This window comes from Flavobacterium wongokense (assembly GCF_021608265.1).
Classification (GTDB): Bacteria; Bacteroidota; Bacteroidia; order Flavobacteriales; family Flavobacteriaceae; genus Flavobacterium; species Flavobacterium wongokense.
This window is the reverse complement of the sequence record NZ_JAKIHP010000001.1, coordinates 113,662-140,228: the sequence shown is the minus strand read 5'-3', so window position 1 is coordinate 140,228 and position 26,567 is coordinate 113,662. Positions and strand designations below refer to the sequence as shown.

General features: G+C 39.5%; 16 protein-coding genes. 5 read left to right on the top strand and 11 right to left on the bottom strand.

Annotated features, from left to right (window positions below; translation table 11 throughout):
* Positions 1–11 precede the first annotated feature (11 nt).
* The 11 genes from L1S31_RS00580 to L1S31_RS00530 all read right to left on the bottom strand — a co-directional run bounded on the left by L1S31_RS00580 (position 12) and on the right by L1S31_RS00530 (position 11,867).
* Entirely contained in the window at positions 12–260 is a 249-nt protein-coding gene (locus L1S31_RS00580) for a hypothetical protein (RefSeq protein ID WP_236460345.1), read from the bottom strand.
* A gap of 78 nt (positions 261–338) precedes the next feature.
* A complete protein-coding gene (locus L1S31_RS00575) occupies positions 339–779 on the bottom strand; it encodes a VOC family protein (protein ID WP_236460343.1) in 441 nt (146 codons plus the stop codon).
* A gap of 20 nt (positions 780–799) precedes the next feature.
* On the bottom strand, positions 800–1,651 hold the full coding sequence (locus L1S31_RS14920) for an SRPBCC domain-containing protein (protein WP_370637786.1): 852 nt from the start codon (positions 1,649–1,651) through the stop codon (positions 800–802).
* A 12-nt stretch (positions 1,652–1,663) separates the two neighbouring features.
* The gene (locus tag L1S31_RS00565) at positions 1,664–2,077 is read right to left on the bottom strand and encodes a VOC family protein (protein WP_236460331.1); all 414 of its coding nucleotides are present in this window, start codon (positions 2,075–2,077) and stop codon (positions 1,664–1,666) included.
* A 17-nt stretch (positions 2,078–2,094) separates the two neighbouring features.
* Positions 2,095–3,852 carry a DUF885 domain-containing protein gene (locus L1S31_RS00560; RefSeq protein WP_236460329.1) on the bottom strand — a complete coding sequence of 586 codons (1,758 nt, stop codon included), beginning with the start codon at positions 3,850–3,852 and terminating at the stop codon, positions 2,095–2,097.
* A gap of 127 nt (positions 3,853–3,979) precedes the next feature.
* Entirely contained in the window at positions 3,980–5,584 is a 1,605-nt protein-coding gene (locus L1S31_RS00555; RefSeq protein WP_236460322.1) for a T9SS type B sorting domain-containing protein, read from the bottom strand.
* Positions 5,585–5,699: 115 nt separating this feature from the next.
* The gene (locus L1S31_RS00550; RefSeq protein WP_236460320.1) at positions 5,700–7,166 is read right to left on the bottom strand and encodes a lipopolysaccharide biosynthesis protein; all 1,467 of its coding nucleotides are present in this window, start codon (positions 7,164–7,166) and stop codon (positions 5,700–5,702) included.
* A 12-nt stretch (positions 7,167–7,178) separates the two neighbouring features.
* The gene (locus L1S31_RS00545) at positions 7,179–7,745 is read right to left on the bottom strand and encodes a hypothetical protein (protein ID WP_236460302.1); all 567 of its coding nucleotides are present in this window, start codon (positions 7,743–7,745) and stop codon (positions 7,179–7,181) included.
* Between the two features lie 2 nt (positions 7,746–7,747).
* On the bottom strand, positions 7,748–9,034 hold the full coding sequence (locus tag L1S31_RS00540) for a glycosyltransferase family 4 protein (RefSeq protein WP_236460300.1): 1,287 nt from the start codon (positions 9,032–9,034) through the stop codon (positions 7,748–7,750).
* Complete coding sequence (locus L1S31_RS00535; RefSeq protein ID WP_236460298.1) at positions 9,034–11,544, bottom strand: YfhO family protein; 2,511 nt, start codon at positions 11,542–11,544, stop codon at positions 9,034–9,036. The genes L1S31_RS00540 and L1S31_RS00535 overlap by 1 nt, the downstream gene beginning before the upstream one ends.
* Positions 11,545–11,603: 59 nt before the next feature.
* Positions 11,604–11,867: a DUF4834 family protein gene (locus L1S31_RS00530; RefSeq protein WP_236460296.1), complete on the bottom strand. Its 264-nt coding sequence runs from the start codon at positions 11,865–11,867 to the stop codon at positions 11,604–11,606.
* A gap of 125 nt (positions 11,868–11,992) precedes the next feature.
* Here L1S31_RS00530 and L1S31_RS00525 point away from each other — a divergent pair, with 125 nt between their 5' ends.
* The 5 genes from L1S31_RS00525 (at position 11,993) to L1S31_RS00505 (ending at position 26,250) form a co-directional block, all read left to right on the top strand.
* Positions 11,993–12,958 carry a transporter gene (locus L1S31_RS00525; protein ID WP_236460295.1) on the top strand — a complete coding sequence of 322 codons (966 nt, stop codon included), beginning with the start codon at positions 11,993–11,995 and terminating at the stop codon, positions 12,956–12,958.
* Complete coding sequence (locus L1S31_RS00520) at positions 12,959–14,077, top strand: GTP cyclohydrolase (protein ID WP_236460293.1); 1,119 nt, start codon at positions 12,959–12,961, stop codon at positions 14,075–14,077. It abuts the gene before it with no gap.
* A 261-nt stretch (positions 14,078–14,338) separates the two neighbouring features.
* Positions 14,339–14,743, top strand: a complete 405-nt coding sequence (locus L1S31_RS00515) for a hypothetical protein (protein ID WP_236460292.1) — start codon at positions 14,339–14,341, stop codon at positions 14,741–14,743.
* Positions 14,744–14,836: 93 nt separating this feature from the next.
* Positions 14,837–17,284 (top strand): T9SS type A sorting domain-containing protein, encoded by a 2,448-nt coding sequence (locus L1S31_RS00510; RefSeq protein WP_236460291.1) that lies wholly within the window; start codon positions 14,837–14,839, stop codon positions 17,282–17,284.
* 884 nt (positions 17,285–18,168) lie between these two features.
* Positions 18,169–26,250 (top strand): Ig-like domain-containing protein, encoded by an 8,082-nt coding sequence (locus tag L1S31_RS00505; protein ID WP_236460290.1) that lies wholly within the window; start codon positions 18,169–18,171, stop codon positions 26,248–26,250.
* Positions 26,251–26,567: the final 317 nt, after the last annotated feature.

Sequence of the window (26,567 nt, the reverse complement as noted above, 5' to 3'; positions counted from 1 at the left end):
TATTTGAAAGCTTACTTTGAGCCACCCCAACAAATAGGGTTTTCATTTTGTTGCTGTAGGTTAAAGTAGTAATCATAAGTTGTATTGTTTACTTCATGCCTTATTGCGAGTTCAGGATTTCGGCCATAAGTAATATAACTTAAAAGAACACCCTGTTCGTTGGGTATCTTTTCAAAACCATAAATCTTATTTTCGCAACCCGAGTCTTCTGAACAAGAAAAGAAGATAATTGCAATTATCAGGGAAAATAGTTTTTTCATGGTTTAAATTTGATTTGCTAAAATAACAAAAAAGGCATTCCATACAGAACGCCTTAAAAGTAATTGTTGCTATTTGCTTTATTTTTGCGGATTTTCGTCAAAATTTACCATCCAGCCAATGCCAAACTTATCGGTTAACATTCCGAAATAAGCACCCCAAAAAGTATTCTGCATTGGCATTATTGTAGTTCCGCCAGCCGAAAGCCCATTGAAAAGTTTATCTGCTTCTGCACGGCTGTCTGTATTGATGGAAATCGAAAAGTTGCCTCCAAAAGGGACATCGCCACTTTGTGAAGTACTATCACTTCCCATTAAAACGGTGTTTCCAATAGGCAACGAAACGTGCATGATCCTGTCTGCTTCATCTGCAGATGGCGGTGGGCAGTTTGGATCATCTGAAGGCGGCATGTCGCTGAATTTTCCAATGTATGGAAATTCACCTCCAAAAACCGATTTGTAGAATAGGAATGCTTCTTCGCAGTTTCCGTTAAAAATTAAATAAGGATTAATTGATGCCATAATTTCTTGTGTTTATTGTTTTAATTGTTTTCTAAATGTTTTTTAAAGTTTTCCAATATCATCTGCCAACCGCCTCGCTGCATCTCTAAAGAGTTTTGGCGCTCAGGTTCGAAATTCTCAGTCAGGATTACATTACCGTCCATCACGTCAAACTTAACGATAACTTTCCTGCCGTCGCCCATAGTGTAGCTGTATTTTTTCATCGGAACAACTTCGTCGTAAGTTCCGCCAAAGTCAAAACTCATCGAGCCGTCTTTGGCAGCCATGGTTGTTGAAAACGTTCCGCCTGTCCTCAAATCGTTTTCGGCTTTTGGCGCATGCCAGTCATCGGAAGCGAAACACCATTTTGTGATGTGTTCGGGTTGGGTGAAATAATTCCAAACCTTTTCCAATGGCTCTTTTGTTGTTATTCTTACTGTAATGGATTTGGTTTCTGCTTCGGCAATTTCCTTTAGTTTCTGTAGTGCTTTCGGGAAGGCATCTTTAAAAAAATCTTCAAATTTTTCTACTACGTCAATCGAAACAGTCACAGTAGTAAAACCATCAGCTCCGGTCAAATCATAACGTTCTTCTGAACCCGACCATGATTCCGATTCTTCGTTTAATGGTTGTTCCTTAAAATCCTTTATTTCAGAAATATGTTTAAACGACATGGTGTCGAATGGTTTTTTGATGTTGATTTTCGAACTCATTCCGCCACTGCCACCCGGACCAAGGAAATAAATCTTACTTCCTTCATTCCAGTCTGAAACTGCATGGGAACCTTCAGAAAAAACAGAGGTCCAGTTTTCATAATTTTGGTCATCCCAAAGCGAATTCCATACTTTTTCTTTTGGGGCGTTAATGTCAATTGAAAAGTTTACTTTTTTCATAGCTCGATTCTTTTAATGTTGTGGCATTTTGCTAAAATCCATATACAATACATTCCAACGGTGTCCGTCCAAATCGCAGAAACCACAACCATACATCCAACCCTGGTTTTCGCCTGGTTCGGCATAAACCGTCCCGCCGGCGTCTTTTGCATTTTGGGCAATCGCATCAACTTCTTCGCGGCTTTCGGCATCAATCGAAATAAGGAATTCGCTCGATTGTTTGGTGTCTGTAATTTCGTGTTTGATAAAATTTTTGAACATTCCTTCTGCAAAAAGCATCACAACGAAATTGCTTTGGCCGATAAGCATGCAGGCCGAGTCGGGTGTGGTTCTTTCTTCCAAAAAGGTAAATCCGATTTTACTAAAAAAATCCTTAGATTTCATGGCGTCCTTCACAGGAAGATTGAGCCAGATTTGTTTTGTCATACGGTTGTTTTTAATAGTTATTCTAACATTCGTTCACGGATATACTTCACAGGCGAACTTCCAAAACTCAGGAATTTTTCGTGGAAATCCTTCAGGCTGTATTTATCGCCCATTTTCTTCTGATAATCATCCCTTAGCTGCTGAATGGCTGAAGCACCGCTAAAATAAGAGCAAAGCTGCACTTGTGAAACCGTTGCCCTGTGGTACTTTTCCTCAACCTGCTGATCGGTTTGAAAACACTCATGGGATAATAATTTTACGATATCTTCTTTAGGTTTGTTCAGGCATTGAATATCGTAATCGATGATGACATTTGCCAGCTCACGGAGTTTCCAAACGCCGAGTGCCAGTTCAATTTCAGGCTCGTGGTTTCCCCAGCCGTTTTCCACCATCATTCCTTCGCAATACACAGCCCAACCTTCAATCATGGCACCATTTTGGAAAACCGCACGCAGTACATCGGGTGATTTTTTGTTGTTGTAAATTCCCTGCATGCAATGCCCTGGAACCGCTTCGTGGATTGATAATATCTGTGACGAATAATTATTGGTTTCGCGTAAGGCACTTTCTGCTTTTGCCGAAGGATAAGCCGTTAAGTCGTCAATATTGTAATAGGTAGTTCCTTTTTTCTGGTAGGGTGGAATAAATTCGGCATTCGCCATTGCAAATCCACGTGCGTATACCGGCATATAACGAACCACAATTGGAGTGGCCGCTGTATCAAAATCAAACAGGTTCTTTTCGATGATGAATTTCTTCAAATCGGTTACCTGTTTTTTTAGCGTAGGATAGAAATTCGCAGGCGTAGCGTGATTGTCCTGCATTTTTTTCAGCACCATCCGGATTACTTCCAGACTGTCTTTTGGTTTGGCTTGATTTGGATAATATTTTGCCCAGGCTTTGTCTGCAGTTACATACATTTTTTTATGCCACATTTTTTTATCGGCAACAGCCTTTTCATAAATCTGCTCAGGAGTAAAATCGGCTGCGATGTCGTATTTGAATTTTTCGGCAAACAGTTTTTTACCAATCCTGTAATCCTTGAATTTGAAATTCTTGTCATTGTCAATTTTTTGCAATCCGCTTACATAATCATTCATAGCGGTCTTAGCCTTGGTGATGTTTTTTTGCAATGCATCTTTTTCCGCCGCATTTAAATGCGAAGCTGCGATAGAATCTGTCAGTGCTTTGCCAAATATTTCAAGCCCGCCTTTATTTTGATTGATGGCCATCTCAAGATGTTCTTTGGTGGGCTGTTTCAGGTTTTCCAAAGCTGCTTTGTAATAAGCATCGGAATTTTCCAAATATTTGGTTAGGATTTTCAAACGTTCATCCAATGAAGCATAAGGCTGATTGATGATATAATCGCACGAACCGCTGATATTATAAAGAGACGCATCCCATTCCTGCTGCTTGAAAACAGTAGTATACCAAATGTCACTTTCCAATTGGTTTTTGATGATGTTGCTGCTGATTTTATTGTTGTCGCTCAATTGGTCAAAATCCAAAGCTTCCAAATCGGCCAGCCATTTTTTAGAAAAATTGACATTGTCTTCAAATGCAGCGGTGTTTGGCACGACTAATTTGTCATAATATTTACCATACCCCTGAACTATAGAAAGTGAAGGATATTGTTTCCAGTAAGCGTCTAGGAATTTGGTTTCAAACGATGCGAAATCTGCATCGGTATTGCTGTTGTTTTCTTTTTTATCAGATTTGCAGCTAACGAGTGTAAGGGTAAGCAAAATCAAGAGTTTTGCAAGTGTTTTTTTCATGGGTTTGGTTGGTTGAGTTAATTTTGGATTACGAATTTACAAAAAATATCAGTAGCTTTTATTTGCAAAACGTTACATTAACTTTACCTTCTTCAAAACACCTGCAGCAATGATATTGGTGGTTGTTTTATTTTTGTTTGTTGAGATAAATCCAGCCGGTTTTGGGTGATTTATCATCAAATTCGATGGAATAATAGTAGGTTCCATCGGGAAGGATTTTACCATCATTGGCCTGGCCATGCCATTCATTGACATAATTATCCTTATTGTAAACCTTCATTCCGTAACGATTGAAAATAGTGAGTTGTTTTGCATTCAACAGAGTCAAATCGAAGGAATCATTAAGCTCGTCACCATTCACAGAAATCCCTTTCTGAATTCCGCAATAAATGCTGCTTACTGTAATTGGTTTTGTTTTGGTACAGCCGTCAGCATTGGTAACACTCACATTAAAAGTAATTGGTAAAGAGGCCGTTGGAGATGAATTCATATAAGATGTCGCGTTGAAAGTAACATTAGAGCCAACACTTTGGGAATTGGCTTCCCAATTGAAAGTGGCGTTCGCGATGTCGAAGCTTTTGTTAAGCGGCACAATTTCCATAATGAAATCATTATCCGAACAATAATGAATCACATCAAAATCAAAATCATTCAATACCTCAATCTGCATGGTGTATTCATAGGCACAGGCACTGTTGAATGGGATGAAAGTATAGGATGTGGTTTGTGTAGTATTGATTGACGGAAACCAGGTTCCATAAATCCCATTATTCGACAAAATAGGAAGCTCAAATGTAGGGTCTCCAAAACACAAAGGATTTACAGGGTCAAAAGTTGGAGTAGTGACCGGTTGGGTAATTGTTGTGACGGCAGTTGGAGGACTATAGCAATTATTGACACTATCAAAAAATGCAGCATAATAAGTAGTTCCCGATGGGGCTACAGCAGCCTGCGCTGGTGTTAGCTGATTTGCAGCTGTTGGAACGGCTCCGGTAAACCATGCCAACGCAACACCTGTAGGCATATTACTGGCGGTTATGCTTGTCAGGTTTACAGTTGACTCATAACACACACTGGTTATGGTTGTTGTTGACAATTGAGGTGCAACAGTTCCGGCATCACAGCCAACAGGTCCCACCGAAGAAGCGCACAATGCCATTAATGAACCCGCTTCACCGCCAGGGCCAGTAATCGTTAAGGTTGAAAAAGGAGTGGTTGTCGATACTGTAAATATTCCGCCACCGCCATCGCTGCCAATGGGAGAGCCTGCACCAGAATAGATAGTGTTACCCGTTATCGTGGTGTAACAAGAACCACTGCTGGTTATAGTTGGAACGTTTGAATTTGTATTGAATATGAAAGTTTCATTATTGGTATGGCCGGCAGCCGTTAATACAAATACCAAATTATTTACTGCAGGGGTAAAATGTAAGGTATAGTTGAATGGTCCAGAAGAACCCATATGGATTGAGCTTGTAGGTGTAACATAAGCACCGTTGCAAGATGAAAATGCTGATGGATAGGTTACAACACCGCTGCTTGTAGCAGTAATATTGACCCCATTGATGGTTGCGGGAGGAACTACGGAAAAAGAACAGGCATTTCCTCCGGCAACTGAAGCATGGCTGGAATGTATGTTTGTTTCGGATGAAGAATAGGGAAGCGTATTTTGCGCATAGAACTGGCTAAACGATAAAAGGAATAGCATCAAAATTAGGTATTGTTTTTTCATATATTTTCTTTTTCAAAAGCCAAAGTGGTTCAGTTGAAGTAAAATTATGAAATTTTCCCACAAGTGCGGATAATATTTTAGAAAAGGAATTTCTAAGTGAATGATTTAATGAATTTTAGTCCCGGGTTACTTTCTTAAGGACAGCATCAATTACATTGTTCACCTCTTCAGAAATCTGAAGTTTGTAATTCAGGTAAACGTATAAAGCCGTAACGAAAATTGATTTCAATCCAATATTGATAATGGCATGGAATGGAAAATCCCAAAAGTAAAATATCAGGAAGCAGACAGCCAAAATGCCAAGTGATTCAAGGGTTTTGTTGGTAAACGGATACAAATCCATTTTCCGTACAACAAACAATAGTTTGATGGTATTGTAAATCATCACCGTTATCAAAGTAGCAAATGCCGAGCCTTCAATTCCGTATAACGGAATAAAAACCGCATTCAGGATAATCATCAAAACAACGGTGAAAATTCCAAATAATAAAACAGTTCGGTAGTATTTTGTATTGACAATAATCGAGTTGTTATTGCCCAATAAAACATCATAAAATTTGGATAACCCAATAAGGAATACTACCAAAATCCCACCGCTGTAATCTTTCGGGATGAGCTGGTACATTTCCTTGATATTGACAAAAATCAGGATCATGATCAACCCGCCAATGACCTGAAGGTTTATGGCACTTTTTTTATACAAATCGTTGAGTTCGTCGTGTTTGTTTTGGGTCATCAATCGGGCAGTAATGGGCGCAATGATTTGGGTCATCGCCCGGCTTGGAACCGCAATTACCGTTGAAATGAAAATGGCCACTGAATACAAGGCATTCTGGCTGACATCAAGATACTTCGCAATCATTACCTTGTCAAAATCAATCAGCATCACGGCAACACCGCCAGAAACAATGATGAAAACCGAGTAATGAATGATCTCCTTAACGTTTTCCGGAATGGCAAAACGCAACACAGGCATCTTAACCGAAATGGCATACAGTTTCATTCCGACCAACTGCGCGAAGTAGGCAAGAGCAACACAATACACAAAAGTATCTTTGGCAATCCACTCGAAATGAACGGAAATCAGCAATCCCATAACGGTAAGGCGTACCAAAACTTCGCTGATGAAATTCCCAATAACAGACTGCATGTGGACTTTGGCCCAGGCATAGAAAAGCTCAAAATAGGCCATAAACAGGCCAATAATCGGAATCAGCCAAAAGAACGGTTTCAGCGTTGGATTTTCACGAATCCAGCTGTGTGAAATGTCGTCGTAGAAAATATAGAATCCCAATCCGAGTGGAATAATCAAAGCCAATGGCAGGAACAGCATAAAGGTCAGGAATTCGTCACGCTCTTTTTGTTCTTTATAAGAGGAAAAAAAACGGATTAGTGTATTCTGCGCACCAAAAGCCATCAACGGCATCATGATATTCGCTCCGGATAGCACTGTAGCTACAATTCCGTAATGCAGTTTTCCAAGGAAATGGGTATACAAAAACAACGCATTAATAGCACCAATCCCGAACCCAAGGAACGTAATGATGGTGTTTTTAATGGATTGGCTTTGAACTATTCCCATATCTTAAAATGATTATTTACTGCAGTTACGGTTGTAAAATTTGACTAAATCAATTATTTCCTCTTCTTCAGAAAACGCTTCCTCGTTAATATTTGCCATCAAATCCTCGCAGTCAGAAAAGAAAGCCTGGCCAATTTTTTTGAAATCCATGTCGACTTTTATGCCTTTTTCGTCTGTTGGTTTTTTGATATAATAATCGATGTTTTTGATTTCTTTAACTCTTGTGGATTGAGTGTTAATCGGAGTGTATTGAGTCGTAAAATAAGTATCTTTATAAAGCGCAACGTTTCCTTCCTGAATCGCTTCCATCAAATGAATTTCATTTTTTTTGCCATGAACAATAAAGATATATTTTTCGGTTTGCCGATAACCTGTAAATTCCAATCCTTTTGCATCATCTTCGGTCCATTCTTCAGGGTTTTCATCTTTGGTTAGCCTGAAATAGATTTTATTCTTTTTGATTTCTCCAAAGCCTGCAACATTGCTGCCGTCTTTAAATAAAAGTTTGGCTTCGCGTTCCTGGCCGAAGGCAAAATTGCAAAAGGCGGTAATAAGGATAAAATGAAGAAATTTTTTCATACTTATGAGATGATTTCTACCAGTTGTTCAGTCAAATTCTTTCTCGAATACTTTTGCAAACCAACCGCATTGACATTTAAATTTTGGTTTTGATATTCCTGATAATATTTCAAAAGCTGGGCTTTTAACGCTTCTTTTTCGTCATAGGTAAAGAAAACGCCTGTATTTGTCGAAGTAATGATTTCGGCAAAATCGGAGTCTTTAGGGCCAATGGCTACAATAGGCCGTTCGGAAACCATATATTCAAAAAGTTTGCCCGGAATGATGCTTTTGGTATCGTCAGAATCGATTTCGATGAGTAATAAAACCTGCGATTTTCTTTGGTGTTCCACCGCTTCCTTGTGTGAAAGGTAACCCAGATTCTGCATATAATCATTTAGCCCAAATTCTGATATGGAATCCAAAACTTCCTGGCTTGTGGCGCCAATCAGTTTCAAACGGAAATCATTTTTGAAATCGACATTTTCAGAAACCAATTCCTGTAAGCTCTGCCAAAGTATTTTAGGATTCCTGTCCGATAAAAACGAACCAATATGCGCCAAAGTAAATTTTTCATCAAGCGATTGTTTTTCCACTTTTTCAACGTCGTAACCATTGGTAATGACTTCAATGGGTTTTGAAGTCAGCGCTTCAAATTCGGTTTTGGTAGTTTTGGAAGTAACGATAATCGTGTCAGACGAATTCAGGACTTCTTTCTCTAAAGCCTTGTGTTTTTTCTCGGCGTAAGAGGACAATTTCAAAGCTTTGTGATACCCAATCGTTGTCCACGGATCGCGGAAATCGGCGAACCATTTTACATCTAAATCTTTTTTTAATTGTAAACCGATAAGATGCAAACTATGCGGCGGACCTGAGGTTACAATGGTGTCAATATTATTTTCCTGAATGTATTTTTTCAGATAGCTGACCGAAGGTTTCACCCAGAGGAAACGCGCATCGGGAATGAACAGATTGCCACGAACCCAAAGCAGTGCCTTTTCCAAAAAGGATTGTTTCTTTTGATTCGGAATGATTCCGGAACTGATTTTTTTGGTTTTGGATTTGCCAAAAAAAGATGCCAAACCATAAGGTTCGGTGATTTTATTTTTAAGGATGACAGCCTTTTCCGAAACCTCGCTGACCAAACCATTATCGATGATTGGGTATGTTGGATTTTCAGGAATGTAGACAATCGGCTGCACATTAAAATCAGGCAGGTATTTGACAAACTTTAACCAACGCTGTACTCCGGGTCCACCAGCTGGCGGCCAGTAATACGTGATGATTAAAAGTTTTTTTGGCTCCGGCATTAGGTCTTTTTTCGATTGTCTAAATAAACTCCGCCAATGATTGCCAAAACCATGATGATAAAGCTAATCAATGCAATGGTGCTTCCTGTTTTTACAACCTGAGGCTCAAATTTGAATTCGATGGTATGTCTGCCTTTAGGGATATCCATTCCACGTAAAGTGTAATCCACTTTATAAATTCGGGAAACTTTTCCATCAATAGTAGCATTCCAGCCATCTTTATAATAAATTTCAGAGAAGACTGCAAAACCATCATTGGCGTTATTTGAAGTATACATTAGATGATTTGGTTTGTATAAATCAAGTTTAATAGTAGCCAAACTGTCTCTCACAAAATTATTATTTCCTCCTCTTGATCCATTTGAGGCTGAAGCATCTATTTTAATTGGAGCTATTACCGCCACATCTTTGGTTTCAATTTTGCCCAATTGCTTAATCTCTTCATCTGCCGAATTTACTTTTTTCAGTTCTTTCACAAACCACGCGTTGCCATTGTGAAATGGATTGACAATTGGAATGTCGCCTTTTTCGGTACCAACAATCAAATACTTAATGTTGAATGCATTAATCACCGGAATGCTTTTCGAAAGTGAAAGTGTTTTTGGGTCGATGATGCTTCCCAAATCGTTCATGCTTGGTGCTATTTCAAACTCATAAACTTCCTTGAAACGCCTTGGCATTACGGCACTGTAACCACCAATCGATTTATGGAAATAAGACGAACGCGGGCTGTAAATTCCGCCTGCGACTTCGTATACCCTGAAATTGGTTGTGTCCTGCAATATCAGTGAATCGGCTTGTGTTGGCTGATACGGCATATCCACTTCCTGCGCACTTCTGAATTGCTCCCCATCATTGCTTACATAATTTTTATCTACAAAAAACAAATCACCAACCATGAAAACTCCAATCAGGATGACAGCATTATTGGCGGCCAATTTATTTTTGGTATAGAAGTATAGAATTCCAAATGAAGCTGCAATCAAAAATCCGGAACGCAATAAATCGGCTGAATACAGGTCTTTTCTGTCTTCGCGCAAAGCGTCAATGAATTGTGGTCCGAAAGCTTTATCAGGATGTTGTTTCAATGCTTCGATTAACTGGCTGTCGATATCCCCAACAAAATGGAACATGCCTTTGCATACAAACAGCAGGAGAATGATTCCTAAAGTTGTCGCTCCGGTTTTCCATAAGCTTTTCCAGCGGTTTTCTTCATCGGTAAAGAACGACTGCAATCCCATGATTGCCAAAGCTGGAACGCACAATTCCAGTAAAACCTGTATGGATGAAATCGCCCTGAATTTGTCATACATTGGAACATAATCGATAAAGAAATCGGTTAGTATCGATAAATTTTTACCCCATGAAAGCAGCAATGAAAAGATGGTTCCGGCAAGGAATGCATACTTTATTTTGCGTTTGTCGTGGTATAAAGCCAATACGAAAAGAAAGAAAACAACAGCGCCAATATAGGCTGGTGCTGCTACCTGAGGCTGTCCACCCCAATAAACCACAGCGTAATTTTCTGTGAGTTGCTTAGCTTCTTCAGGTGACGCTCCATAATTGAGCATGAAATTGTAAACATGCGAATCCTCGTTGAGTTTTTGATTGCTTCCGCCACCAAATAATCTTGGTGAAAACAGGTTTAAACTCTCCAAAATACCATAGCTGTATTCGGTGATATATTCCCTGTCCATTGCAATGTTGGCCTCTTTTTTGGAGCCATCGGTATTGAAGGTCAGTTCACTTTTGCCACGCGTACTGAAATCAGTGTATTCTTTAGTTGCCATTAAACTTGTGGCATTGACACCAACAGCCAATACCACTGCAACTGCAAAGGTTCCTAGTATTTTTGGCAATGATTTCAAATCCTTTTCCTGGTACAATTGGTACACAAAAAAGAATCCCATTACTATCAAAAGCAATAGCAGATAGTAGGTCATCTGGAAATGGTTTGCCGTAATTTCGAGTGCGACGGCAAGCATGGTGAGGATTCCGCCGTGCAGGTATCTTTTGCTGAAGACCAAAATAAATCCGGCTACAACAAACGGCATATAGCCAATAGCATGTGCCTTGGCATTGTGCCCGACACCAATGATTACTATTAAATATGTTGACAATCCAAAGGCGAGTGCGCCAAAAAACGCTTTGAGCGGATCGACCCTAAAGACCAGCATTAATGCATAAAATCCTAAAAAGTAAAGGAATAAATAATCGGCAGGACGCGGCAGGAACCGAATCGCGTTATCCAGCATTCCGATGTAGTCATTAGGATAATTGGCTCCGGATTGGTAGGTTGGCATTCCGCCAAAAGAGGAGTTGGTCCAATAAGGCTCAGTGTGTGTTTCCGCCCTGAAATCGATTTGTTCCTTGGCCATTCCGGTGTATTTTGCAATATCGGACTGGTATATTTTTTTGCCCTGGATGACAGGGTAGAAGTAAACTAATGAGATAATGATAAAACCAATGATGGCTAATAGATGCGGATATAACTTTTGAAGTTGCTTCATTTAATTTGGTTGATGGCTGAGGTTGCCAGTTGATGGTTAGTTAAAAACTGAGCACTAAATTATTCTATTTCTTCAAAATCAACATATTCGCCAACGATTTTTTTCTCTTTTGGTTTGGTTTCGTTGGTTTGATTTTGGGAAGTGTATTGGTTTTGCTGGTTTTGATAATTTTGGTGCTGCTGCTGAAATTGCTCTGCTGCTTTTTCAACTGCTTTTTTTGCTAAAGCGGGTAAAAACAGGCGCGCCAAAAACTTCATAACATAATAGAATATGATTATGAATAAGATAACGTCGATTAACCCTTGAAAAGATGCGGTTTCCATTGTGAAAAATAATTTTGTCAAAAATACTAATTTCCGCAATTTAAATTTCGGTTTGACATCTTAAATAAATGATAAAATATATTACTTTTGGAAGACAAAGTTTCAAAGTTTAATTTCCTAACCTTATGATGCATCTAAAAACATTGCTGGTAGCTGGTTTTCTAATGATTTCGACGGCTCATTATGCACAATATACAGACATAATCAATTCCAACAGGCCGGGCGAATCCATGTCGGCATTTTCGGTAGGAAAGTCGGTCATCCAGGCTGAAGGAGGTTTGTATGGCATTGAGGAAAAACACAATTTATTGGATTATGATGCCAAAGGTTTTGGGACTGAAATCGATGTGAGGTATGGTGCTTTTTTTGACCAGTTTGAGTTTGCTTTGAATACCCAATATCAATATGATTGGTACGAATCGCCTTTGATCAATGATACGCGTGGCGGTTTTAAGCAGATTACCATCGGAGCAAAATATTTGGTTTATGATCCTTTCATAAAAAAGGAAAAACCGAATTTATACAGTTGGAAAGCCAATCACAGTTTTAGCTGGAAGCAGTTCATTCCTGCTGTTGCAGTGTATGGCGGATTCAATTTGAAAATAGGAAAAAATCCATTTACCTTTCCTTCAGATAAGGCGATTAGCCCGAAAATTATGGTTATTACCCAGCATCATTTTGGGACGCGATGGGTTTGGGTAAATAATTTCATCGCAGACAAATACGGAACTGATTATCCAAGTTTAGGGATTATTTCAACAATGACCAGAGGTTTCAATATGCGATGGTCCGGATTTATTGAGTTGCAAGGTTATAAAAGTGATTATTATGCAGACACCATATTGAGATTGGGCGCTGCTTATTTAGTCCGGGAGAATATCCAATTGGATGCTTCACTGAATAAGAATGTTAAGGATACGCCGTCTTTGGTTGGAGCCAATGTTGGAATGTCGTGGCGTTTTGATGACAATTGGGAGACCAATTACAAACGAATAAAAAACGACAAAAAGGATAAAAAGAAAGACAAAAAATCCAAAAGGGATAAAGGCAAAAAACGCAAAGACGAAGTAGAATTAGAAAAGACAAAATAAATGATTACCATAGTCGAAGCCAATACCAAAGAGCTGCTTACAGCGTTTGTCAAATTCCCGTTTGAACTGTATAAAAATCACCCTTATTGGGTTCCACCATTGATTAACGATGAGATGGAAACCTTTGATAAATCCAAAAATCCGGTATTTGCTTCTGCGGATGCGCATTTCTATCTGGCCTACAAAGACAATAAAATTGTGGGAAGGATTGCCGCTATCATCAACTGGGATGAGGTGAATAAGCAACAAAAAAAGAAAGTGCGTTTTGGCTGGTGGGATGTTATCGATGATATTGAAGTGACCAAAGCACTGCTTGAAAAAGTTTACGAATTTGGCAAAAAAAATAACCTCGAATATGTTGAAGGGCCGATGGGCTTTTCCAATCTCGATAAGGTTGGCGTACTTACTGAAGGTTTTGACGAAATAGGCTCGATGATTACCTGGTATAATTATCCGTATTACAAAGAGCATTTGGAAAAGCTGGGCTATGTCAAGGAAAAGGAATATCTTGAAAACAGGTTTCCGATGTCTAATGTCAAAACAGAATTCTTTATCAAGCCGAATGAGCTTATAAAAAAGAGGTATCAGTTGACGCCGGTTAACTTTACCAAAACCAAAGACATCATGCCTTATGTAGACAAGATGTTTGATTTGTTCAATTCAAGTTATGCCGATTTGTCTTCTTTTGTCGCGATTACCGATGCGCAGAAGGAATATTTCAAAAAGAAATACATCAGTTTCATCAATCCCGAATATATCAAATTCATTATGGATAAAGATGATAATATGATTGCTTTCAGTATCGTGATGCCCAGCTTTTCTGAAGCATTGCAAAAAGCAAAAGGGAAATTGTTCCCCTTCGGATTTTACCATTTGTTAAAAGCAAAAAACAACAGCAAGGATGTGCTTTTCTACTTAATCGGGATCGATCCCGAATACCAGAGCAAAGGTGTAACTGCTATCATTTTCAGTGAATACAATATCACATTCAGGCAAAAAGGGATTCAAAACTGCATTAGGACTCCTGAGCTCGAGGACAACCACGCCATACATAATATGTGGAAACATTTTGATCCGGTAACCTTCAAAAGAAGGCGGACTTATAAACTGGATTTATAATCTAATTTTAAAATCGACAAAATGCACGAAATATGTTAACAGTGTGCATTTTGTCGATAAAAATTAACACTTCATACAATAATTATGCATTTTTTAACATTTATTGTTAAATGTGTATACATTTGATAGGCTCTTTTTTTAATGGAGCTAATTACCTATTTACTAACCATTTAAATAGAGTTCCAAGACTCTTTAGTATTATCCCTGAAAATACTAAACTAACCTTCTCATAATGTGGTATAATCCTAATACATAACCATTATGAAAAAAAGTATCTTACTGAATTTCCTCGGGTATTTCCATATTCGAGACTATCGATTACTTGTAGTATTCTTTTTGTTTACTAACGTTTTACTGGCACAGCAGCCTGCATGCAATCTTAATGGTGTTTTAGAAGCCAGAAGATTAAGGGATGGAGGCCAAAATTTCACCATCAATTCGGAAACCCTGCGGACAGTGCCGGGAACAATTTACCGATGGGAATTTAAATCAAATACCTCTGCTGCTTCTTTTGCTTCCCAAAATGGACTACCCAATATGACCATAAATCCCGGTAACAAGAACGGAACGTTCAATATAAAGCTTACCGTTATCAATCCACCCGATTCAAGAGGCGCAAGCAAAACGTGTTCCTGCATCAAATCAGTTTCAATAGGAAACCTTTAACCAACTTTAAATATTAAATACATGAAAAATTCGACTTTATTAAATTTGAACAAACGCACAAGTTGTTGTTGCAGTTTGTTTTTATTATTGTTCATGGGATTCTTTTCCCAGATATCTTTTGCACAGGGGACTTTAGTGCCGGCCTGTAATCTTATAGGGCCACTTGAAGCTTGTGCAGTCGCAGATCCTAATGATACTTCAGGAGACATTATTATCAATGTGGAAGTTGCCCGAAGTGGTGCGCCCAATCTTTTGAATGCGACGACTAATTTAAATTTTACGTATTCATTCCCATCAAATAGTTCTGGAGCTTTTATCAGAACTTTTGGTAATGTGGTTTATAATGCAGGTTTGAATAAAACTACACAAACTTTGGTAGTTTTCCCAGGAAGTTCAACTCCGGAATTTAACTTGCAGTTGGATGTAGTTAACATTTCAAGTTCACCAAATACAATTTGTGAATGTAGCAAGTCAGTATCAATTTCAAAAGTTGCTGCAACGGCTTCGCATACACCTATTACCTGTGCCGGTGGAACTTCAACACTAACAGTTGTTGGCCAGTTTTCAGATATTGGAAATTACAGCTATACGCTTTTGCCAAGTGGTCCAACAAATTTCGATGGGATTTTCCCTGGACTTCCGGGAAGCGAAGCGGGAATTACCTATACGGTTAGTGTAATGTCAGCAGAGGAATGCGTTACAAACATCTCTGAAACCATTACGACACCACCCGCAAATCCAATTCTATTGAATTGCCCGCCTCAAACAACGACAAATCCCTGCCTGACTCAGGATCAAATTAATACAGCATTTAATGCATGGTTAGCTTCATTTAGTTTTTCAGGAGGTACAAATTCTGTTTCAACCAGATCACCTTTAAATCCAGCTCCGCCAGCAAGATGTGGAGGCAGTACGGATGTTACCTGGACCGTTACAGATGATTGTGGGCAATCGCAATCCTGCACCAGAACCTTCACGGTTCCGGCTCCGCCTGCAGTGGTATTGACTTGTCCGGTTAACACAACCACCGGATCTTGTCAAACACAAGCGGCTGTTAATGCTGCGTTTACTGCATGGTTAGCGACAGCATCAGGAAATGGTGGCTGTAATGGTAATTTGTCAAATAATAATACTGGAGCACCACCAGCTTGTGGGGGTTCAACAACAGTTACTTTTACTTATACCAGTTCATGCGCACCATTATCAACAACCTGCCAGGCTACATTTACGGTTAGTGCAGCTCCAAGTGTTTCGTTGACCTGCCCAGGAAACCTAACAACATCTGCCTGTCAAACACAAGCGGCTGTTAATGCTGCATTTACAGCTTGGTTGGCAACAGCATCTGGAAATGGTGGATGTGGAGGTAATTTATCAAATAACAATACTGGAGCTCCACCTGCGTGTGGAGGATCAAGAACTGTTACTTTTACTTATACCAGCTCGTGTGTTCCATTAACATCAACCTGTCAGGCAACATTTACGGTTCCTTCATCGCCAGCAGTGACATTGACATGTCCAACAAATCAATCAATTCCAGGCGGACAAACCCAGGCTTCAGTTGATGCTGCATATGCCGCTTGGTTGGCCACAGCATCTGGAAGTGGAGGTTGCGGAGGAGCTTTAACCAATAATAGTACAGGAGCGCCTCCAGCTTGTGGAGGATCGAAAACAGTAACTTTCAGTTATTCGAATTCTTGTGGGCAGCCAACAACCTGCCAGGCTACTTTTTCAACAGGAACATGTATCGTAAGCCATATATTCCCTACACAGACTACTTGCTGTAATTATGTAACAGGAACCGCAACCGGACTATATAATGTGTGTACTAAGCTTAGTGGCCGTACGGTAAACAATGCCATTCCGGGAGTATTCTTCTATTATGCAAGTGTTGTTGCTCCATCATCGAGCTTTACAATAAATGTAAAACAAACCAATGATGGGGATTTAAATAAATTGTTTACTATCCAGAATGCGCAACAGATTCGATTGACTAATGCTTCTTGTGGTAATGTTAGTTTTGCGGGAAGTATGCTCAATGGTGGTACAGAAGCTAAATATGCCGTTACCGGAGCAACTGCTGGTGCAACTTATATAGTGTCGCTTAAATATGATGTAAAATCCATAATTGGAGCGGTATATACGGGAGCAGATAATAAAAGTACCTATACTTTTGGAAGCTATGTGAATAATGTACTTTATGCACCAAGTGCGGGTACAATAGATGCTCTTGGAGGATGTGAAGATAATACTCCAGCGCCCGGAAATTGTTCGCTTCCTAGTGGAAAACAAATAAGTTCTGTAGACATGGCCATCTATCCTAATCCTTTTACTTCCAACTTTAAACTAGATGTTAAATCAGCAAGCGAAGAAGATATCCAGATCAGGGTTTATGATATGTTAGGAAAAACCATTGACACCAGCACTTTAAGAATGTCAGATATTGACAGTTTTGAATTGGGTAACAACTATCCTGCTGGAATCTACAATGTTATCATAACTCAAGGTACTGAGGTCAGAACCCAAAGGGTTATTAAGAGATAATAGATTGGGTTAATAATTTTAACTTGAGAAAGCCTCTTCGGAAACGAAGAGGTTTTTTTATGCCTTAACGGAAAATCATTATTTCCAAAAGGTTGAGTCATATATATTCGATATTCCGACAAGGTTTTGTTGGTTAAACAATACCTATTGAGGTTTGATTTAGATGATTAAAAATTGAACCCGCTGACAGTCAGGACCAAATACCGGGCTTAAAACCTATTACGGGAAACCGTAGAAAATAGGAAAAATTCCCTAATTATAAGTTAAAATATGTATTTCATCGATTTTATTTGTTGTTTTGTCGATAAAATTGATAATATTGTTTTGTTGAAATCAATATAAAAACGTTCTTTCAAATACTTGACCTACAGGAATTATATTAATAAGAAAAGAGTGTGTTTTTTTATTCGTAAAAATGATACTTTTAAAATTAACGGTAAAAATCTTACTAATAAAAAAAAGATGTAGTTCATCGATTAAATTTACTTTTCATAGACTAAAAGTAGTTTTAGATGAATTTTCTTCGGCTTTATGATTTTGATTTTGTGTTATTTTTTTAAGAAATCATTAATTAAAAGCCAAATATAAAGCACATATTTTCATAATTAATGTTAAAAAAAATAGATTATAATAAAAACAATGTTTTGTTAATAACTATTGATAAATAATTTTTAATAAAAAACCTACAAAAATTCAATGTTAAATTTTTCCAATCTTTTGATTAGAAAGCATTTAAAAAATAAAAATTATATATCATTGCAATACCAAATCGGAATATGGAAAGAATTAAATACCCAAATTTTAACTTAGTTAGAATGATAAATGTAACTATAGATAATTACATTTTTTTAGAGACAAAACTACACAATATTGGATGTTTAAATATGAAAAGGAATTTATTGCTTTTTGTATTGTTATGCAATTCACTAATTTTTGCACAAGCTCCAACGATATCCTACTCAGGAGTTCAAAGTAGTTACACAACAAATACAGCAATGCCTACACTAACACCTACAGTTGGTGGCGGCGCGCCTCTAGATAGAACCAATGTTACTACAATAGCAGGTAGTGGAACGTCTGGTTTCGCAGATGGAAGTACAGCTTCTCCTAAATTTTACGCTCCAACAGGTGTTGCAATTGCGGCTTCGGGTAATATTTATATTGCTGACAGCCAAAATCACTGCATTCGTAAAATCACGGCTTCAGGTTATGTAACCACATTTGCAGGCTCTGGAGTGGCTGGATTTTTAAATGGTGCAGCTTCAATAGCACAATTTAATACTCCTTATTCAATAGCTGTTGATGCTTCAGAGAATGTATATGTTACTGAAGCGAATTCTTATTCTGTTAGGAAAATTACTCAAGCTGGAGTTGTTTCAACTTTAGCAGGTAAGGAAACTACTTCGGGCTTTTTGGATGCACAAGGTGCAAATGCCTTATTTGCTGCTCCGAAAGGCTTGGATGTTGATGCGTCTGGTAATGTTTATGTTGCTGATGCAAACAGCAATCGTATAAGAAAAATATCAAGCACAGGTGTTGTTACTACAATTGCTGGTGACGGAACCGCAGGTTACCTTGATGGACAGGGAACTGCTGCAAGATTTAATAATCCTGTTGGAGTTGCGATAGGCGGCTCAGGGATAATATATGTAACCGATGCTTCAAACAATAGGATCCGTGCAATATCTGCTTCAGGTAGTGTAACTACGATTGCCGGTAGTGGAAGCCCGGGAATGGTAAACGGACAAGGTACGGCGGCCCAGTTTAATGCTCCACGTGCAATAGCAGTTGATGCTTCCGATAACATTTTAGTTGTTGATTACAACAACAACCGTATTCGAAAAATTACAAGTTCAGGTGCAGTTACCACTTTAGCAGGTACCGGAGCTTTTGGTGCTGTAAATGGTGCTGGTTCTTCAGCTACATTTAAATATCCGGAAGGACTTGGAATAGATGCTTCAGGTAATGCATTTGTTGCCGATGGTGCAAATAACTGTATCCGAAAAGTTACCAGCGCAGGAGATACTTCAACCTATGCAGGAAGCGCAACACGTGGTTTGGAAAATGGACAAAGCGGTACAATGGCTATGTTTAATAGTCCGGTTGCAGTTGCCGTAACATCATCGGGGATAACTTATGTTATTGATGATTTTAATTCATGTATACGAAAAGTTACAGCCAATGGGATTGTATCAACATTTGTTGGGAATGTGGGTACTGGATATGCAGACGGTACAGGAACAGCTGCCTATTTTAATAATCCAAAAGGAATGTGCCTTGATGCTTCTGGCAATATTTATGTTGCAGATACTTTCAACAACCGTATCCGTAAAATTACACCTTCCGGAGTAGTAACTACCATTGCGGGTGACGGGACTGTTGGTTATCTTGATGGACAGGGAACAGCTGCAAAATTCAATAACCCTTATGGCTTGACAGTTGATACTGCGGGTAATATTTATGTTGCAGATACAAAAAATCACCGTATCAGGAAAATCAGCACATCGGGAGCGGTAACTACAGTTGCAGGATATATCCTTTCAGGTTATGCAGATGGACCATCAACTACAGCAAGATTCAAAAATCCACAAGGGATTGCTATTGATAACACAACAGGTATTTTATACATTGTTGACACAACAAATAACAGAATCCGAAAAATTGCAACAGACGGTACAGTAAGTACTTTTGCGGGTAGTTTTGCAGGATATTCAGATGACCAGGGAACAGCGGCTTATTTTAATAACCCAATCGGAATCACTATTGATGGGTCTGGAAATTTCTATATTGGAGATTATTACAATTCCGTTATTAGAAAAATAACAAGCACAGGATTAGTAAGTACCTATGCAGGAAGCGGCTCAAGCGAGTTTGTTGATGGAATAGGGAATGTAGCTGGTTTTTATTTTCCGGTAGGTGTAACAACTGATGCCTCAGGAAATGTTTATGTTGCCGATTCTTACACACAACGTATCCGTAAAATTACTTCGGTAGACCCTTTTGCTATTTCACCGGTTTTACCAACGGGAATGAATTTCAATACTTCAACCGGAGTCATTTCAGGTACTCCCACCGAAGTAAGAGCATCAATGTCTTATACAATTGGGGCTTCAAATTACACAGGTACAGGAACTACAACCATTACGTTTGCAACAGGAACAGGTGGTTCAACACCTTCAGCACCAACAGCATCGGCACAATCATTTTGTAATGCAGCTACCGTTTCCAACTTGGTTGCAACAGGAACAGCACTACAATGGTATGCAGCTGCTACAGGAGGAACAGCTTTGGCATCCACTACTGCTTTAACTACAACTACTTATTATGTATCACAAACGGTAAACTCAGTTGAAAGTTCAAGAACAGCAGTTTCAGTGACAATCAACACAACGAGTGCGCCGGCAGCAACTGCTCAAACATTTTGCAGCACAGCTACAGTAGCCAATCTGGTTGCAACCGGAACTTCATTGAAATGGTACAATGTATCTTCTGGCGGAACAGCTTTAGCATCGACTACAGCTTTAACTACAGGAAACTATTATGTTTCACAAACATTAAATTCTTGCGAGAGTTCTAGAACTACAGTTGCAGTAACCTTAAACACTACAACTCCACCAACAGCATCTGCCCAGTCATTTTGTAGTTCGGCCAGCGTTGCCAATTTGGTAGCAACCGGAACTTCATTGAAATGGTATACTATTGCGACAGGAGGAACAGCTTTGTCATCAACTCAAGCATTGGCAACAGGGACTTATTATGTGTCACAAACATTGAATTCGTGCGAGAGTTCAAGGACTTCAGTTGCTGTTACTATAAACACTACAGCAGCTCCAACAGCATCAGCACAAACCTATAACAGTGGGGCAGATGTTGGAGACTTAATTGCAACAGGAACTAACCTACAATGGTATACTACAGCTACAGGCGGAACAGTCTTGGCTTCAACTACGATTTTATCAACAGGAACGTATTATGTGTCTCAGACCCTGAATGGTTGTGAGAGTACAAGAACAGCAGTTTCTGTTACTATCAATACCGCTCCGGGAGCACCAACAGCATCGGCACAGACATTCTGTAATTCGGGTACCGTTGCCAATTTGGTAGCCACCGGAACCGCTTTAAAATGGTATAATGTTGCAACAGGCGGGACAGCTTTGGCTTCTACTACAGCATTGTCAACCGGAACTTATTATGTATCTCAAACTGTAAATTCATTAGAGAGTTCAAGAACAGCAGTATCGGTTACTGTAAATGTTACTGCGGCTCCAACTGCTGCAGCCCAATCATTTTGTAATGCTGCAAGTGTTGCTAATTTGGTTGCAACCGGAACTTCATTAAAATGGTATTCATCGGTCACGGGCGGAACAGCTTTGGCATCAACTACAGCCTTAGCGACGGGTACATATTATGTATCACAGACATTGAATTCATGTGAAGGTTCAAGAACTTCAGTTACTGTTACTATTAACACTACAGCTGCGCCAACAGCATCAGCGCAAACCTATAACAGTGGAGCTGATGTTGCAGATTTAATTGCGACAGGAACAAACCTGCAATGGTATGCTTCTGCAACAGGCGGAACAGCCTTGGCTTCAACAACGATTTTATCAACAGGAACGTATTATGTATCTCAGACCTTAAATGGTTGTGAAAGTACAAGGACAGCAGTTTCTGTTACGATTAATACAGCTCCTGGAGCACCAACAGCATCGGCACAGGCATTCTGTAATTCGGCTACTGTTGCCAATTTGGTAGCAACCGGAACAGCGTTAAAATGGTATAGTGTTGCAACAGGTGGGACAGCTTTGGCATCAACTACAGCTTTGTCAACAGGAACTTATTATGTTTCACAAACCGTAAACTCATTAGAAAGTACAAGAACTGCAGTATCAGTTACTATAAATGTAACAGCTGCTCCAGCAGCTTCGGCGCAGACTTTTAATAGTGGGGCTGATGTAGCTGATTTGACTGCAACAGGAACAAACCTGCAATGGTATGCTTCTGCAACAGGCGGAACAGCTTTGGCTTCGACTACGATTTTATCAACAGGAACCTATTATGTGTCTCAGACCTTGAATGGTTGTGAAGGTACAAGAACTGCGGTTTCCGTTACCATCAATACTGCTCCTGGAGCACCAATGGCTTCGGCACAAACTTTTTGTAGTGGTGCAGATGTTGCCGATTTAGTGGCAACCGGAACTTCATTAAAATGGTATAATGTTGCAACAGGCGGATCAGCTTTAGCTTCAACTACGATTTTATCAACCGGAACCTATTATGTTTCGCAAACTGTAAACTCATTGGAAAGTGCAAGGACTGCAGTATCAGTTACTATAAATGTAACAGCTGCTCCAGCAGCTTCGGCGCAGACTTTTAATAGTGGGGCTGATGTAGCTGATTTGACTGCAACAGGAACAAACCTGCAATGGTATGCTTCTGCAACAGGCGGAACAGCTTTGGCTTCGACTATGATTTTATCAACAGGAACCTATTATGTGTCTCAGACACTGAATGGTTGTGAGAGTACAAGAACTGCGGTTTCCGTTACCATCAATACTGCTCCTGGAGCACCAACGGCTTCGGCACAAACTTTTTGTAGTGGTGCAGATGTAGCCGATTTGGTAGCAACAGGAACAAACTTAAAATGGTATAATGTTGCAACAGGTGGATCAGCTTTAGCATCAACTACGATTTTATCGACAGGAACTTATTATGTTTCACAAACCATAAACTCATTAGAAAGTGCAAGGACAGCAGTATCAGTTACTGTAAACACTACGGCTGCTCCAACGGCGTCGGCGCAGACTTTTAATAGTGGGGCTGATGTAGCTGATTTGGTTGCAACAGGAACAAACCTGCAATGGTACACTTCTGCAACAGGCGGAACAGCTTTGGCTTCGACTACGATTTTATCAACAGGAACGTATTATGTGTCTCAGACCTTGAATGGTTGTGAAGGTGCAAGAACAGCAGTTTCTGTTACGATTAATACGGCTCCGGGAGCACCAACGGCTTCGGCACAAACTTTTTGTAGTGGTGCAGATGTAGCCGATTTGGTAGCAACAGGAACAAATTTAAAGTGGTATAATGTTGCAACAGGTGGAACAGCTTTGGCTTCGACTACGATTTTATCAACCGGAACTTATTATGTTTCTCAAACGGTAAACTCAATCGAAAGTGCAAGGACTCCGGTTTCAATTACGGTACATAATACTCCAATGCCATCAGTTTCATCGCAAACTTTCTGCAGTGGAGCAACGGTAGCTAATTTGGTAGCAACCGGAACTAACATTCAATGGTTTACTGTTGGAACAGGCGGAACCGCTTTGGCATCAACTACAACATTAACTTCAGGGATTTTATATGTTTCACAAACATTGAATGGATGTGAAAGTGCAAGGACAATTATTGGAGTAACTATAAATAATACAGCAGCTCCAACGGCATCGGCACAGACCTTTAATAATGGCGCGGATGTTGCCGATTTGGTAGCAACCGGAACAAACTTAAAATGGTACACGACAGCTCTTGGCGGAACAGCTTTGGCTTCGACCGCGATTTTATCAACAGGAACCTATTATGTGTCTCAGACTTTAAATGGTTGTGAGAGTACAAGAACAGCAGTTTCTGTTACGATAAATGCGATACCGGGAGCACCAACCGCAGTTGCACAGGTTTTTTGTAATTCAGCTATAGTGGCTGATTTAGAAGCAACCGGAACTGCCTTACAATGGTATACGTCTGCAACAGGAGGAACAGCTTTGGCTTCGACCGCGGCTTTGACTACTGCTACTTATTATGTATCACAAACTGTAAACTCAGTTGAAAGTGCCAGGACTACAGTTGCAGTTACTATAAATGTTACTGCGACGCCAACGGCTTCGGCTCAGACATTCTGTAATTCGGGTACAGTGGCTAATTTGGCTGCGACCGGAACTAATTTACAATGGTACTCGGCGTCAACAGGAGGAACAGCTTTAGCATCAACTACAGCTTTATCAACAGCTACTTATTATGTATCACAAACTTTGAATTCATGTGAGAGTGCAAGAACTGCTGTTACAGTAACTGTAAATGTAACTCCACCACCAACAGCATCGTCACAGTCATTCTGCGGTAGTGCGATGATATCAAATATGGTTGCTACAGGAACTAACCTTAAATGGTACAACCTTGTTTCGGGAGGAAATGTTTTACCACAATCAACAGGTTTGGTTACAGGATTCTTCTATGTGTCACAAACCTTGAACGGTTGTGAAAGCCCAAGAACACAAGTTTCGGTAACGGTAAATGCAACACCGGCACCAACCGCATCGGCACAGGCATTTAATAGTGGTGCTACAGTAGCTAATTTGGCTGCGACCGGAACCAATTTACAATGGTACTCTGCGTCAACAGGAGGAACAGCTTTGGCTTCGACTACTGCTTTGGCAACAGGAACTTATTATGTGTCACAAACCTTGAGTGGTTGTGAAAGTACCAGAACAGCAGTTTCAGTAACTATTAATATTGTTACCGGTGCGCCAACGGCTTCGCCGCAGACATTCTGTAATTCGGCTACGGTTGCCAATTTGGTTGCAACCGGAACTTCATTGAAATGGTATAATGTTGCAAGTGGAGGAACAGCTTTGGCTTCGACTACAGCTTTGACTACAGCAACTTATTATGTATCGCAAACTGTAAATTCAGTTGAAAGTGCCAGGACAGCAGTATCGGTTACAGTAAATGTAACGGCTGCGCCAACAGCTTCATCGCAAAATTTCTGTAATAGTGCTACAGTTGCCAATTTAGCAGCAACCGGAACTTCGTTGAAATGGTATACGGTAACTACAGGAGGAACCGCTTTGGCATCGACATCAGCTTTGGTTACGGGTAATTATTATGTGTCACAAACCTTAAACTCATGTGAAAGTGCAAGGACATTGGTAATCGCAACGGTATATGTAACCGCGTTGCCAACGGCTTCACCGCAAACATTTAATACCGGAGCTACCGTTGCTAATTTGGTTGCAACCGGAACTTCATTAAAATGGTATAATGTGGCTACAGGCGGTACAGCTTTGGCTTCTACAACAGCTTTAGCAACAGGTAATTATTATGTGACACAAACATTGAATTCTTGTGAAAGTTTGAGAAAACTGGTTGCCGTGACCGTGAATACAACAACAACTGTTTCGGCTCCAACAGCAACAGCCCAAAGTTTCTGTAGTGCATCTACAGTTTCAAATTTGGTTGCAACCGGAACTTCATTGAAATGGTATACCAGTGCAAGTGGGGGGACTGCATTATCGTCAAATACGGTTTTGTCAAATGGGAATTATTATGTATCACAAACGGTAAATTCAGTTGAAAGCCCAAGAACATTAGTAACAGTTACTATATATGGAGCTCCAACTCCGAAAAACCTTAATAACTCTACAGCATCAGGTTCGGCAAGATCTCCAATTTGTACTTCATCGATTAAGACTTTTACTGTAAAATCAGGATATTCTGCAGGTAGTATTACTTGGGAAAGAGCAGTGATGCCGTTGAATTCGAATTTTGCACCGTTGTCTTCAGATTATGAAGCTATTGATGGGGCAAGTGGACCTAGTTATACAGTGACAGACGCCGTTCCTGGTAAAATTTATTACAGAGCTAAATTTATGAATGGAAATTGTGAGATTTCTGCAGCTTACAGTTCACCTGAAATTGTATTCTACAGAGATTGTGATTCAGCAAAGATGACTGCGGTAAGTTATCCCAATCCATACATCGAGACTTTTAAGATTAGCATGAGTACTCCAAATGCGGATAAAATAGTAATATCAGTATACGATATGATGGGTAAACTGATGGAGCAAAGAGATACTACTTTGGAAGAAATAGGAGACCTACAACTAGGAGAGCATTATCCAACAGGAATATACAATGTTGTCGTAGCTCAGGGCGACGGAATCAAAACATTAAGAGTAATAAAAAGATAAGTTGCATACTATATTAAAGTAAAAAGCCTTCGTTATTAACGAAGGCTTTTTTTATGGATATAACTAAAATAATGAAAGCGGAGCTTCTTAATTAAATTCCATTATCTAAGTAAATTTCCCTTTCCCTAACGATTTGTTTACAATGCTGTTAGAATTTGAAGTGGTTCAGAATTAGATTTTTATTAGCAATTGTTTTCTTTCAATTTTTATTTTAAATAAAATTGTGCACTTCATCGATTAAATAAATTCATTCGTAGAAAAGTTGGGCTTTTTTTAACATTCATATTTTTTTCTATATACTTTTATCATCCCAAACA